General features: G+C 40.7%; 17 protein-coding genes. 8 read left to right on the top strand and 9 right to left on the bottom strand.

Annotation, left to right across the window (positions count from 1 at the left end):
- The first annotated feature begins 44 nt into the window (after window positions 1-44).
- A complete protein-coding gene (locus ACQK2H_RS16695; RefSeq protein WP_425392518.1) occupies window positions 45-458 on the top strand; it encodes a hypothetical protein in 414 nt (137 codons plus the stop codon).
- A 76-nt stretch (window positions 459-534) separates the two neighbouring features.
- Window positions 535-1,161: a DUF2914 domain-containing protein gene (locus ACQK2H_RS16700; protein WP_425392519.1), complete on the top strand. Its 627-nt coding sequence runs from the start codon at window positions 535-537 to the stop codon at window positions 1,159-1,161.
- Here the strand turns inward: ACQK2H_RS16700 and aat are convergent.
- The 6 genes from aat to ACQK2H_RS16730 form a co-directional block, all read right to left on the bottom strand.
- Window positions 1,158-1,799 (bottom strand): leucyl/phenylalanyl-tRNA--protein transferase, encoded by a 642-nt coding sequence (gene aat / locus ACQK2H_RS16705; protein ID WP_425392520.1) that lies wholly within the window; start codon window positions 1,797-1,799, stop codon window positions 1,158-1,160. The two genes, ACQK2H_RS16700 and aat, sit on opposite strands and share 4 nt — an antisense overlap.
- Window positions 1,800-1,801: 2 nt before the next feature.
- The gene (locus tag ACQK2H_RS16710; protein WP_425392521.1) at window positions 1,802-2,551 is read right to left on the bottom strand and encodes a helical backbone metal receptor; all 750 of its coding nucleotides are present in this window, start codon (window positions 2,549-2,551) and stop codon (window positions 1,802-1,804) included.
- Between the two features lie 3 nt (window positions 2,552-2,554).
- Window positions 2,555-3,007 carry a hypothetical protein gene (locus ACQK2H_RS16715; RefSeq protein WP_425392522.1) on the bottom strand — a complete coding sequence of 151 codons (453 nt, stop codon included), beginning with the start codon at window positions 3,005-3,007 and terminating at the stop codon, window positions 2,555-2,557.
- Window positions 3,007-4,074 carry a M42 family metallopeptidase gene (locus ACQK2H_RS16720; protein WP_425392523.1) on the bottom strand — a complete coding sequence of 356 codons (1,068 nt, stop codon included), beginning with the start codon at window positions 4,072-4,074 and terminating at the stop codon, window positions 3,007-3,009. The genes ACQK2H_RS16715 and ACQK2H_RS16720 overlap by 1 nt, the downstream gene beginning before the upstream one ends.
- 192 nt (window positions 4,075-4,266) lie before the next feature.
- On the bottom strand, window positions 4,267-4,956 hold the full coding sequence (locus ACQK2H_RS16725) for an SDR family oxidoreductase (protein ID WP_425392524.1): 690 nt from the start codon (window positions 4,954-4,956) through the stop codon (window positions 4,267-4,269).
- Window positions 4,957-5,017: 61 nt separating this feature from the next.
- Window positions 5,018-6,601, bottom strand: coding sequence for an acyl-CoA carboxylase subunit beta (locus tag ACQK2H_RS16730; protein ID WP_425392525.1), 1,584 nt, complete (start codon window positions 6,599-6,601; stop codon window positions 5,018-5,020).
- A 116-nt stretch (window positions 6,602-6,717) separates the two neighbouring features.
- Between ACQK2H_RS16730 and ACQK2H_RS16735 the strand changes: the two genes are divergently transcribed.
- From ACQK2H_RS16735 to ACQK2H_RS16760, 6 genes are all read left to right on the top strand, one after another.
- Window positions 6,718-7,662 carry an exopolyphosphatase gene (locus tag ACQK2H_RS16735; RefSeq protein WP_425392526.1) on the top strand — a complete coding sequence of 315 codons (945 nt, stop codon included), beginning with the start codon at window positions 6,718-6,720 and terminating at the stop codon, window positions 7,660-7,662.
- A 23-nt stretch (window positions 7,663-7,685) separates the two neighbouring features.
- A complete protein-coding gene (locus ACQK2H_RS16740; protein WP_425392527.1) occupies window positions 7,686-8,765 on the top strand; it encodes an Ldh family oxidoreductase in 1,080 nt (359 codons plus the stop codon).
- Window positions 8,766-8,929: 164 nt separating this feature from the next.
- Entirely contained in the window at window positions 8,930-9,394 is a 465-nt protein-coding gene (locus ACQK2H_RS16745; RefSeq protein ID WP_425392528.1) for a hypothetical protein, read from the top strand.
- A 6-nt stretch (window positions 9,395-9,400) separates the two neighbouring features.
- Window positions 9,401-9,826, top strand: a complete 426-nt coding sequence (locus ACQK2H_RS16750; RefSeq protein ID WP_425392529.1) for a DUF1801 domain-containing protein — start codon at window positions 9,401-9,403, stop codon at window positions 9,824-9,826.
- The gene (locus ACQK2H_RS16755; RefSeq protein ID WP_425392530.1) at window positions 9,810-10,301 is read left to right on the top strand and encodes a hypothetical protein; all 492 of its coding nucleotides are present in this window, start codon (window positions 9,810-9,812) and stop codon (window positions 10,299-10,301) included. The genes ACQK2H_RS16750 and ACQK2H_RS16755 overlap by 17 nt, the downstream gene beginning before the upstream one ends.
- 116 nt (window positions 10,302-10,417) lie before the next feature.
- Entirely contained in the window at window positions 10,418-10,780 is a 363-nt protein-coding gene (locus ACQK2H_RS16760) for a SiaC family regulatory phosphoprotein (protein ID WP_425392531.1), read from the top strand.
- On the opposite strand, the gene ACQK2H_RS16765 is transcribed toward ACQK2H_RS16760, so the two are convergent.
- From ACQK2H_RS16765 to ACQK2H_RS16775, 3 genes are read right to left on the bottom strand one after another with little or no spacing between them, the layout of a single operon-like run.
- A complete protein-coding gene (locus ACQK2H_RS16765; RefSeq protein WP_425392532.1) occupies window positions 10,781-10,912 on the bottom strand; it encodes a hypothetical protein in 132 nt (43 codons plus the stop codon).
- Between the two features lie 18 nt (window positions 10,913-10,930).
- Window positions 10,931-11,458: a hypothetical protein gene (locus tag ACQK2H_RS16770; RefSeq protein WP_425392533.1), complete on the bottom strand. Its 528-nt coding sequence runs from the start codon at window positions 11,456-11,458 to the stop codon at window positions 10,931-10,933.
- Entirely contained in the window at window positions 11,458-11,760 is a 303-nt protein-coding gene (locus ACQK2H_RS16775; RefSeq protein WP_425392534.1) for an FtsB family cell division protein, read from the bottom strand. The genes ACQK2H_RS16770 and ACQK2H_RS16775 overlap by 1 nt, the downstream gene beginning before the upstream one ends.
- Window positions 11,761-12,172: the final 412 nt, after the last annotated feature.

The following is a 12,172-nucleotide window of genomic DNA, read 5'->3' on the forward strand; positions in this document are numbered from 1 at the left end:
ATGTGAATACAAATCGATCTTAATTTGATTTTTCAAATTGAATCATGATCAGAATACTTGCAAAGTATCGGGACAGTGCCTTTAGAAAATTCCTTCGACGGAATGAAAAATATGCACCAATCTTCTTTTTTATTGGTGGCTTTATCTTTGATTCTCTGACCCTTGGCAGGATCGACAGGCTCTATGACCTCACAGTGTTGTGCTCGCATATGACGCTGCTCTCTTGCACACTTTATATTTACAACCGTGTCCCTGACGGTAGATGGAAAAACACACTTATTGAACGATACGAAGAGTACCTTCCTTTAGCAGTTCAGTTTTTCTTTGGTGCACTTTCCAGCGCATATGTGGTCTACTTTTCAAGAAGTGTCTCCCTTACAAAGACGGCTTACTTTTTCGGGATATTGGTTTTGCTGCTTTTTGCTAATGAGTTTCTAAAAAAAACGTATTTCAAATAAGTATTTACAGTTTAGCATTTACTTCTTTCTGAGCTTTACCTTTTTTACGTTCATCATTCCTGTATTCATTAAATCTATGAATCAGAGTGTATTTATCCTATCTGGTGCTATCAGCTTAATATGTACGCTGACTTTAATCGCTCTGGTTTATCGTGTGAGTCCCAGTACGAAATCAGAAGTGCATTTGGGTAAGCTTTTGACCATTGTTTTCACCATCTATTTTGGCATTAACGTCTGTTACTATTTCAAACTTATCCCTCCTGTACCCTTAGCCTTAAATGCAGGGATTGTGGCACATGATATAAAACGCGAGAATGGTAAATACATCGTCTCCTTTGAGAAAGATGAGTGGTATGTATTCTGGAGAAAGCATAAAAAAGAATTCATTTGGAATCTGGATGAGCGAGTTTATGTCTTCTCATCCATATTCGCCCCTACTGACTTGAAGAAAACCATATTCCACCGCTGGAGTTGGTACAATGCTTTAAAAGAAGAGTGGGAATTCATTGAGGATATCAAATATGAAATCTTAGGTGGAAGAGACGGAGGCTACAGAGGCTACACTTATAAGAATCATGTAAAAGAAGGTGAATGGAAAGTCGAGGTGCTGACAGAGGAAGAGCTGGTTTTAGGTGTGATTGAATTCGAAATTCAAAAACATACCGGTCAAGAACCTAACAGGCTTGTAAATCGCAAGTTTTAATCTTCAATTAAAAACTTAAGGTACGCTTCACGGCTGATATTTTCTGCTCCAATACGTACCATATGATCTGAATGTACCTGGCAATCAAATAATTTACCACCATCTGACTTAAACCTTTTAATGAAGTGAATCAATGCCACTTTTGAGGCATTACTTACTTTAGAAAACATGGATTCACCGCTAAATACTTTTCCTGTTCGAACGCCATACATCCCTCCTACCAAATCATCCCCTTTCCAAACTTCAACAGATTCAGCAATACCCATATCATGTAATCGGATATAAGCCAACTCCATTTCATCGGTAATCCAGGTGCCTTTCTGACCGGGTCTTGGCATTCGTTTGCACTCGTTGATGACTTTTTCAAATGCTTGATTAAAGGTGACTTTGAAGTCTTCTTTCTTCAACACCCGCTTCATTGATCTGGATATATGAAGCTTCTCAGGAAAAAGGATAAATCGTGGATCGGGACTCCACCAGATAATTGGCTCACCTTTACTATACCATGGGAAAATACCGGATTGGTACGCCAATATGAGTCTTTCAGGTAGCAAATCACCACCTACCGCAACGATCCCATCTTCAGCGCCCTCAACCGGCGGAAATATGATGTCATCAGTAAGTTGATAGATGGGCATGATTACTTACTCCAAAACCTCAAACGACTCCCATACCAGCTATACAACTCTCCGTCTACTAGTTGGCAATCAGCTTTTGGCCATTGGCCTCTGGCTTTTTCCAGGTGCTTTTCTTTGAATGGAAAGGGTTCCGAACTGAATAGAATTTTCTCAGGATTTAGATCGGTAATTTGCTCGGTGGTTAGTTCAGGGTATCGATCCCCAGTAATCAAATTTTCATAACCTAGATGGTTCAGCAAATGATCGATGAAAGTGTTTTTACCGGCTGCCATCCAGGGGTCTTTCCAGATCAGATAAATCACCTTTCCTGATTTGGTCCTTTTTACATTTTCAGTTGCCTTCTTACAATCTCCAATAATTGCCTTAGCTGGAGCTTCCAAATCACAAAGCTGACCAATTGATGACATCATTTCAAAGGAATCTTTCAGAGTGTAGATATCGCTCATCCAAACAGGGAATTCCTTTTCAAGTTCTTCGATACCCTCACGATAATTCTCTTCCTTATTCCCTATAATGAGATCCGGCTTAAGCTGCCTGATTTTATCGATATGAAAATTTTTCGTACCTCCAATTACAGGAAGGTCTTTGACTTGATCAGTTGGGTGAACGCAAAATTTAGTCCGTCCCACTACAAGGGCACCAATATCAATCAAAAATTCTGTCTGAGAGGGAACTAATGACACAATCCGACGAGGTGGAGAGGCTATTGTCACCTCTCTCCCCATCTGATCGGTATATGTTTTAGAAATCATTGATTAATGACCATGCCCTGCATGTGATCCACTCTCTAGTCGTTCGAACATTTCATTCATTAAGTCCTGATTTTCGTTCAGGCTTCCTTTAATGTCTGGAATACTTGCATCTAACAGGAAATAGGTTTTCAATGAATCCACCTTATTATCTCCAATGAATGCGGCTTGGAAAAGCTCCTCGCTTGATTTATTTACTACCAACTGAAAATGATGCTCATCAACGATTCTACTTTCAATCAACGAGAAATCAAGCGTTTTACCATCTCTCTTTAAATCATAAAGCAGGAACTGATCGATACCACTCAGGTAACTCATGGCTTTATCTTCACCTAACCATAATTCCATGTAGTCTCCACTCTCGGCATACGCATACCACTTCCCTTTTAGAGAAGTGCCGTCCTTGCTTACACAACCAGCAAAAATTAAAATCAAGCCTAAAAAGAGAATCTTTTTCATTACTTAAAATAGGTAAAATCCTGCCCGTCTTTGATCTGAGCCACTGTTTCATATATCAATCGAATCACATTTTCCACGTCATCCTTATGCACCGTTTCGACAGTCGTATGCATGTACTTCAATGGAAGTGAGATCAATGCAGAAGCCACTCCAATATCAGAATATGCAAATGCGTCGGTATCCGTTCCTGTTGTTCTGGAAGCTGCCATGCGCTGATATGGAATCTTGTTTTTCTCAGCTACTTCCAGGATCATGTCACGCAGATTATTCTGAACTGCCGGGCCGTAGGTCACCGCTGGACCTTTTCCTGCCGTCATGTCTCCACTCGTGATCTTATCATACATTGGAGATTGTGTGTCATGGGTCACATCTGTTACGATTGCCAAATTCGGTTTGATCCTCCTGGAGATCATTTCTGCACCCCTCAGGCCAATCTCTTCCTGAACAGAGTTTACCACATACAGTCCAAATGGTAGTTTTACTTTCTTTTCTGAAAGTCTTCGAACCACTTCGGCAATCATGAAACCGCCCATTCGATTGTCCAGCGCTCTTCCAACCAAATACTTCTTATTCATTTCGAAAAGCTCATCCTGGAAGGTTGCCACAGTTCCCACATGGATACCCATTTTCTCAACTTCCTCCTTACTTTCGGCTCCTACATCGATGCAAATATTTTTCAAGGTTGGGTTATCCTCTTTGTCTTTTCTCACATGAATGGCCGGCCATCCGAAAACTCCTTTGACCACACCATCTTTCGTATGCAGATTCACTCGCATAGATGGAGCAATCTGATGATCAGATCCACCATTTCTAACAACATAGATGTAACCTTTGTCGGTGATATAGTTCACAAACCAGCTGATCTCATCCGCGTGCGCTTCAATCACCACTTTATACTTGGCCTCAGGGTTTACTACTCCATAAACACTTCCGTAGGTGTCAACTTCATAGTCATCAACGTAAGGCTTAATGTAATCCAACCATATTTTTTGTCCTTCCTGCTCAAATCCTGTTGGAGCAGCGTTGTTTAGGTATTTATAGAGAAAGTCTTTGCTTTTAGTATCCATTGAATATCTGTATTTCTGATTGTTTCAAAATATTTTTCTATGCCTTACTTTTTTCCTTGATGAAAAAAGTAACAAAAAAATCAAGAAAGTTTGAAAGCTATCAACACACGAGCCAACGCTGGCCCGCCAAACTTTCTAACCCTTCCCTCCTAGATGTGAATTAATCTACTATTCTCATAAGTTATGCATCATCTATATTGATTTTACTAATCCTCCGTCTATGAGGAAGTCTTGTCCTGTGATATATTCTGATTTATCGCTCGCTAAAAAGGCCACTAAGTCAGCAACCTCTCCGGGCGTTCCTTGTCGCAACATCGGAATTTGATTGATTGTTTCCTGATCTGCTTTATAGCTATCAATGAAACCCGGCAGCACATTATTCATTCGAATATTTGAAGCACCGTATTTTGTTGCAAATAGTTTGGTGAAGCTACTCAAAGCGGTTCTTGCTACCGATGAAATCGGAAAACTCAGTGAAGGTTCTTTCGCACCAAATGTTGAAATATTGACAATCGAACCACCTCCATTCATATAAGAAACAACCAGCCGAGACATGCGAATGACATTCATGAATGCCAGGTCAAACCCTTCTTTCCATTGATCGTCGGTCAACTCAAGAAGCTCTCCTTTCGGCGGATGGCCGGTATTATTCACCACTACATCAATCTGTCCATAGGTTTCCATGGTTGCGTCTACGAGTCTTCTTAAATCTTCCTCATTGTCTGTTGACCCTTGCACAGCAATACCACCAAACTTATCTGCCAGATCATGAATCTCAGAGGATCTGGAAAGGATAGCCATCTGATAGCCTTCCTCTGCTAATTTATCCGCACAGGCGAGTCCCATGCCTTTGGATGCTGCTGTTATGATTGCAGTTTTCATTTATAACCTCCCCCTACCCTCGAAACGTCGAACCGCTCCAAAGGGGGATTTTTTTTAAAACTTACAAAGGAATATTTCCATGCTTCTTTCTTGGAAGCTTATCTACTTTATTTTCCAGCATTTTAAATGCATGAATCAATTTCGTTCGCGTATTATGAGGCATGATCACCTCGTCCACAAAGCCACGCGCTGCTGCAATGTATGGATTGGCAAACTTCTCAGTGTATTCGTTGATTTTTTCCTGAAGCTTAGCATTTGGATCGTCTGCCTTCTTGATTTCTTTTCTGAAAATAATCTCAGAAGCACCCTGAGCTCCCATTACCGCAATCTCAGCTGTCGGCCATGCGTAGTTCATGTCCGCACCGATATGTTTGGAGTTCATGACATCATAGGCTCCACCATACGCTTTTCTTGTAATTACTGAAATCCTTGGAACGGTAGCTTCACTGAAGGCATATAGTAACTTTGCTCCATTGGTGATAATTCCATTCCACTCCTGATCGGTACCAGGCAGGAATCCGGGCACATCCACCAATACTAACAATGGCACATTGAAGCTATCGCAGAATCGAACAAAACGTCCTCCTTTGGTACTGGAATGAATGTCTAATACACCAGCCATACTCATCGGTTGATTGGCTACAATTCCGACACTTCTTCCAGCAAGCCTTCCAAAACCACAGATGATATTCTCTGCAAAATCTTTATGTACTTCTAAAAACGAGTCTTTATCAATGATGCCATTGATCACATCGTGCATGTCATATGGTTGGTTCGGATTGTCAGGCAAAATCTCATCCAGCTCATTTCTTGTTTCATCTCCAACTTCGTAATCCAGCATCGGAGGCTCTTCCTCACAATTAGAAGGAATGTAGCTCATCAATTGCTTGATCTGCCGAATACACTCTGCTTCGTTAGCACAAGCAAAATGGGTCACCCCACTTTTTGATGCATGTGCCTGGGCACCTCCCAATTCTTCGCTCGTTACATCTTCTTGAGTTACGGTTTTTACCACATTAGGTCCGGTTACAAACATGTAGCTGCTTTGCTCCACCATGAAGATGAAGTCGGTGATTGCCGGTGAATAAACCGCCCCGCCAGCACATGGACCCAGAATTGCAGAAATTTGAGGCACTACCCCAGAAGCTAGTGTGTTTCTGTAGAAGATATCCGCATAGCCTCCGAGAGATACCACTCCTTCCTGAATACGTGCTCCTCCGGAATCATTCAATCCGATCACAGGTGCACCATTTTTCATAGCCATGTCCATGATCTTGACAATCTTCTCAGCAAATGTCTCAGAAAGAGATCCGCCAAAAACGGTGAAATCCTGACTGAAAACATAGGTAAGGCGTCCATCAATGGTTCCGTATCCGGTTACCACTCCATCACCAAGAATCTTCTGCTTATCCATACCGAAATCGGTCGCTCGGTGAGTGACAAACTTCCCAATTTCCTGAAATGATCCTTCATCCAATAGCAAGTCAATCCGCTCACGGGCTGTGAGCTTCCCTTTTTCATGCTGTTTAGCTATACGATCTTCCCCTCCGCCTTTCAGGGCTTCTTCATTCATGGAATCCAATCGCTCGATCTTCTCTTCAATGGATTGTATGTTAGTTGCGGTTTTTGGTTTTTCTGTGCTCATAATTCGATTGCAAAACGCCAAAGATAAGGTGAGCAATGGACAATCTAGAATCAGACATTATCTATCCTCCAAATCCCCAAACTCTCAATCTCAATTTGCTATATTGCGGCCTGTTTATGAGGATTGCAGTTATTGATTTAGGCACTAATACCTTTCACTTGATGATCGCTCAAGTGGATAAAAACGCGCATGAGATACTTCATCGTGAGCGAAAAGCGGTGAAAATTGGTGAGAAAGGAATCAATAAAGGTGAAATCACTGAATCTGCCTGGGATCGTGCAGTAGCTGCTTTAAAGGAGTTTAAAAAAACGATTGAAGACCATCAAATCGAGAAAATTTTCGCAACAGCTACTAGTGCTATACGAAATGCAAGCAATGGTGCCGCTCTGGTTGAGGAAATAAAAAGTCAGACCGGAATTGAAATAGAGGTGATTTCAGGGACCAGAGAAGCAGAATTGATTCATCTGGGTGCTAGCAAAGCACTTGATCTTGGAGCTGAGAAAAACCTCATTATGGATATTGGTGGTGGTAGTATCGAATTCATCATTGCTGACTCTCGGAAAACGTACTGGTTAAGAAGCTTCGAAGTGGGAGGCCAACGACTCGTTGAAAAATTTCATCGTGCTGACCCGATTACTTCAAATGAAATAGCCGATTTGCATGCTTTTTTTGATGCAGAATTACAACCACTTGTAGAGGCATGCAAGGAACACCAACCTTCTACGCTTATTGGATGTTCAGGAACCTTTGACACACTGAGTGATATCTATTGCGAGGAAAAAGGCATTGAAAGGGATCCGAAAGCCACGGAATATCTCTTTGGTAAAAATGTCTTTAACAGTATCTACGAAGATCTGATCAGCAAAAGTCGTGAAGAACGCCTGAAGATTCCTGGAATGATTGAAATGCGAGTAGATATGATTGTAGTTGCTTGTGTGCTGATCGACTACATTGTTGAAAAGCTTAGTCTGACTAACATTCGCATTTCAGCTTACGCGCTTAAAGAAGGGATACTTTATAATGTACTAGATCAACTTCAGCAATCAATAGAATCAGAATAACTCTAAATGCGTAATTTCGCCGCATGATTTTTTCTGCGGAAGAACTTAGGCAATTCGCCAAAAACATTTTCATTAAAATTGGATGTCCGGAAGATGAAGCAAAGCAAGCTGCGGATGTTCTGGTAAGTGCTGATCTCAGAGGTGTGGATTCACACGGAGTTGCGCGTCTCTCAGGCTATATCCGCCTGCATGAAAAAGAAAGGCTTAATTCAACGCCCGACATCAAGATTGTGCATGAAACTCCATCCACTGCTGTAGTAGATGGAGATCTGGGGCTTGGGTTGGTTGTTGGGCCTCATGCCATGAAAATAGCCATTGAAAAGGCTAAGAATGTTGGGTCAGGATGGGTATCCGTGAAAAACTCAAATCACTATGGGATAGCAGGATATCACGCCATGATGGCGCTTGAAGCGGATTGTATTGGTATCTCCTTGACGAATGCCAGCCCTTTAGTCTCACCTACCTTCTCGAAAGAGCGATTATTAGGAACCAATCCCATTTCTATCGCGATCCCCACTAAAAACCAGCCTCCATTCGTACTGGACATGGCTACCACTACAGCTGCAAACGGTAAGTTGGAAGTCTTGCAGAGAAAGGGACAAGATGCGCCTGAGGGATGGTTGCAAGACAAAGAAGGACACATTACTACTGATGCCAAAGGGCTGATGAAAGGAGGCTCTATGCGTCCACTCGGAGGAGATCGTGAACATGGTTCTCATAAAGGATATGCGCTAGGTGCTGTTGTAGATATTCTTTCTGCAGTCCTGTCAGGAGCCAACTATGGCCCGTGGGTGCCACCATTTGTTGCATTTATTGATCCTGCTCCTAATCCTGTGGGCGAAGGACTTGGTCATTTCTTTGGTGCAATGCGTATAGATGCATTCCGTGATGGAGAGGAGTTTAAGTCTCACATGGACAACTGGATCGAACGATTCAGAGCTTCAGAAACGGTAAATCCGGAAGAAAAAGTACTCATCCCCGGAGATCCGGAAAGAGAGATGACTGCAGATCGGTTGAAGAATGGGATTGATTTACTTGATCCCGTGGTTGAGGATCTAAATGAATTGGGAGAAAAATTGGGAGTTTCTCTACCTCTTAAGTAGCCGAACATTCCAAATTTTGTAAATAAACTTTTTGTCAAGTAAATTGATTTCAAACATCTAAGACACCCATGAAGTCAAGCTTGCTGAATAAATCTCTTTTAGTTCTCCTATCTGGCACTATAACGATATTAATAATCTCAGAATTCTTACATACTCGATCTGTAATGTATCCGGGAAACCCCGATGCATTAAACTCATTTTTTATTGGGTTATTCTTAATATCTTTTTGTGCAGGCTTATTACTTCGATTCAGAAAAAACCCGATTGTACAATCTGCATCAATTGGAGCTTTACTTACTTCAACATTAGCATTATTTATGGGTCTTAGCTATTCCTTTGATTTAAAAACAGCCGAGTTTTTACTTTACTTTCTGGCTACCCTGCTCGCTTCACTTATTTCCATTGCTGTTTTTGGTGCTAATATGAGATTATTGATTGCTAAAAACCCATTAAAGATCAACTCCATTTCTCGTTTCCGTATGTTCACATTTATTGGATTTGGAATTGGCATTTTGCTAATAGCTCTTCCCGTGTTAGCAACAGCATATCTCTGGATAGGAGTGATTTTTCTCATGCTGGTTACCCTCTTTTTGCTGAGATCCGCTAGCTATACAAATAGTCATCATTGACAAATCATGTCTGAACTCAAAACCCAACCCAGCAATCAAAGCGTAGAAGCATTCATTGATTCTGTAGAACCTGAATGGAAACGTAACGATGCTCGAGAGTTGCTACGCTTAATGAAGCGCATCACTGAAATGGAGCCTGTCATGTGGGGAAATTCTCTAATTGGGTTTGGTAAGTATCACTATAAATATAAGAGTGGAAGAGAAGGTGATTGGTTTTTGGCAGGATTTTCGCCAAGGAAACAAAACATGAGCGTTTATATCATGGGAGGCTTTGAGAATCAGGAGGACTTACTTGAAAAATTGGGAAAGTATAAGAAAAGTGTTGGCTGCCTGTATTTCAAAAAGCTTGATGATATCGACCTTGATATTTTAGAAAAAATGATCTTACGATCAATTGAAACAGTTAATAAGAGATATGCGGACTATAATTAGCCTGCTCCTGCTTTTTGTTTTTCATTTTTTCGCAGTGGGTCAAAGAGTTTCCTATGATGACCCTGACTTAACATTTAGTTTTAAAAAGCCTAAAAATTGGGAAGTATTTGACAATGGTTATGTTGTTAAACTGAGTCCATCCGTTCATGACACCAGCAATACCTATTTTACGATTACCTACTTTGAAGATGCTTCGCCTTTAGGTGTTAGCAAAGCTCCTGAAATCATGCAACCAGAGGATTACACAGTAACTGAGTTGCCAACACCGAATGTTGTTGAAGTCGGAAAGTATGAACTCCAAACGGGCACTACAAGGGCCATTATCCATCAGGAGTCGTACCATCAGCAGCGTTATTTATTCAATAATTACAACCAAAGATGGGAAATAATCACATCCGCACCTGAAAGCGAAAAAAAGAAATATGAAGTGATCTTTAAACGAGTGATTAAATCTTTAAGAATCACCCAGAACTAAATATCATCTCACCGAAAAATGTTGAGCGTTCACCGACGTATACATGAGGCTTGACTAATGATATGAACCAGCCTTAAGGGTTAGAGTTTAATCACTACACCCTAACACTCTTTTGAATGGATTATTTTAAGAAAGCCACCCAAACCTCGCCTGCGGTAATGATGGATGCAAAGACCAGATCAGCACTGATTTCCGGTGTATGCACTTGCTCAGATCTGACGGCTTATTCGCAGGTCATTACAGACATGAAAAGTAAGTTGGAATCCTTTCCGTTTATTGACCTAAACATCAAGCTAAAAGTTTTTAATGTAAGAGCTGCCAAATCTCTCCTGGACCTGTTAAAATCAATTAAAGCAGGATTAGGCCATAATCACACCACGATACACTGGTATTATGAAAAAGATGATTTGGAAATGAAAGAGATGGCAAATGATTACAGTGAGCTATTGGAGCTGGAATTCGACATATCTGATAATTAATCAGTTGCTATTATAGCCATCATTAAAGCCGCTCATAAACTCACCCCAATTAAGGCCAAGACTTAATAGAAAGATGATTACGATCAAAAACAAAATGATATTGACCACCTTTTTGCTTACTTGTCGTTTCATATTTAGTTAAATACTAGTTTAGAAAATCCCAATACCAACTCCTGCTCGTATCACCCAAGGACTGTTGTATGGCCTGATTGTGTCTGACTCGTCATAAAGGATATTATAAAGCGCCATAATATTGAAGGACGCTCGTCCGGCAAGTTGCTCAGAATAGCCAGCTCCTAGTAAGAGGCTGTTAAAAGAAGATTTAGCTGTTTGCTCCGGAGAGAAAGATGTAAAATATTCAAATCTTAATCGCTCAAATTCACCGTATGCAAAAAACTGCCTGGTAATGTTAAATCGATTAAAGATACTCCAACCAAAATTTGAAAGCGATGCATCAATGGGTCGTTTTATTTTCACATACTGATACGTAACACCCACACCTGCTGAGTACCTCTCAGTGATCTTGTAACCAACCTGAGGGAAGACGCTTATATTCGTTTGATTGGAACTTGTACTAAAACCACCTCCCCCTCCAAAGTAGATTTTGTCTGAGAGCTGGTTTTGGGCATACAGCCCACATGTAAATAGAAGGAAGAAAATTGTTATTAGCGATTTCATTAGTCTTCTCTTACGACAATGAATAAGTCTTCGTTCGGTTTTTTCATGAGGTATTTCTCACGAGCCATTTTTTCTAACAGATCGGGATTGTTATTCAGAGCCGCCTGGTCATTCTTCACTTGCAATATCTTTTCATGATAGAACTCGCGTGCTTCTTCTAGCTCTGCTTTTTTACCGGAAAGCTGAGCCTGTAAAAACAAATCATTGCTATCTATAAAGGCAAGCCAAACCACGAAGAAAAACGTGGACAAGAAATAAAAATTCTTGAAAAATGGAGGAATACGATCTAATAAACTCTTCATCTGCTTTGAATTTTAGTGGGTGGTTTGTATTTCAAAGCTTCAGCAGACTGTGTGACAAATGTAACGAGAATCTTTCAGTTTTTGATGCCTTACTTCTTTCTGGCCGTTTTTATAATATCTCTCGATTGCAGGTAAAACAGCACTCCCAGAGGCAACCAGCACAGTGCAATAGCTATTTGTAGCCAATCCGAATCCTGAGTAAAGAAGTATCTGTACAAATTAAAAATAACACCCAAGAACATCAGAATCGCTCCAACTAATTGCCACCATCTGCGTTTTTTATCACTTATTGGCATTACCTGATTTTCTAGTCCTAATGAACCTAATAATAAATCCCGGCAAAATCAGCAGGGTCCAAACAGCGATTACCCAATAATCAAGAGTATTTGGCTCTTTATCAAAGTAAAATATA

It is taken from the genome of Ekhidna sp. (assembly GCF_965228795.1).
Classification (GTDB): domain Bacteria; phylum Bacteroidota; class Bacteroidia; order Cytophagales; family Cyclobacteriaceae; genus Ekhidna.

Coding starts and splice junctions, on each gene's coding strand:
- ACQK2H_RS16695 (WP_425392518.1), top strand. CDS start 45: ATGATCAGAATACTTGCAAAGTATCGGGACAGTGCCTTTAGAAAATTC.
- ACQK2H_RS16700 (WP_425392519.1), top strand. CDS start 535: ATGAATCAGAGTGTATTTATCCTATCTGGTGCTATCAGCTTAATATGT.
- aat (WP_425392520.1), bottom strand. CDS start 1,799: ATGCCCATCTATCAACTTACTGATGACATCATATTTCCGCCGGTTGAG.
- ACQK2H_RS16710 (WP_425392521.1), bottom strand. CDS start 2,551: ATGATTTCTAAAACATATACCGATCAGATGGGGAGAGAGGTGACAATA.
- ACQK2H_RS16715 (WP_425392522.1), bottom strand. CDS start 3,007: ATGAAAAAGATTCTCTTTTTAGGCTTGATTTTAATTTTTGCTGGTTGT.
- ACQK2H_RS16720 (WP_425392523.1), bottom strand. CDS start 4,074: ATGGATACTAAAAGCAAAGACTTTCTCTATAAATACCTAAACAACGCT.
- ACQK2H_RS16725 (WP_425392524.1), bottom strand. CDS start 4,956: ATGAAAACTGCAATCATAACAGCAGCATCCAAAGGCATGGGACTCGCC.
- ACQK2H_RS16730 (WP_425392525.1), bottom strand. CDS start 6,601: ATGAGCACAGAAAAACCAAAAACCGCAACTAACATACAATCCATTGAA.
- ACQK2H_RS16735 (WP_425392526.1), top strand. CDS start 6,718: ATGAGGATTGCAGTTATTGATTTAGGCACTAATACCTTTCACTTGATG.
- ACQK2H_RS16740 (WP_425392527.1), top strand. CDS start 7,686: ATGATTTTTTCTGCGGAAGAACTTAGGCAATTCGCCAAAAACATTTTC.
- ACQK2H_RS16745 (WP_425392528.1), top strand. CDS start 8,930: ATGTATCCGGGAAACCCCGATGCATTAAACTCATTTTTTATTGGGTTA.
- ACQK2H_RS16750 (WP_425392529.1), top strand. CDS start 9,401: ATGTCTGAACTCAAAACCCAACCCAGCAATCAAAGCGTAGAAGCATTC.
- ACQK2H_RS16755 (WP_425392530.1), top strand. CDS start 9,810: ATGCGGACTATAATTAGCCTGCTCCTGCTTTTTGTTTTTCATTTTTTC.
- ACQK2H_RS16760 (WP_425392531.1), top strand. CDS start 10,418: ATGGATTATTTTAAGAAAGCCACCCAAACCTCGCCTGCGGTAATGATG.
- ACQK2H_RS16765 (WP_425392532.1), bottom strand. CDS start 10,912: ATGAAACGACAAGTAAGCAAAAAGGTGGTCAATATCATTTTGTTTTTG.
- ACQK2H_RS16770 (WP_425392533.1), bottom strand. CDS start 11,458: ATGAAATCGCTAATAACAATTTTCTTCCTTCTATTTACATGTGGGCTG.
- ACQK2H_RS16775 (WP_425392534.1), bottom strand. CDS start 11,760: ATGAAGAGTTTATTAGATCGTATTCCTCCATTTTTCAAGAATTTTTAT.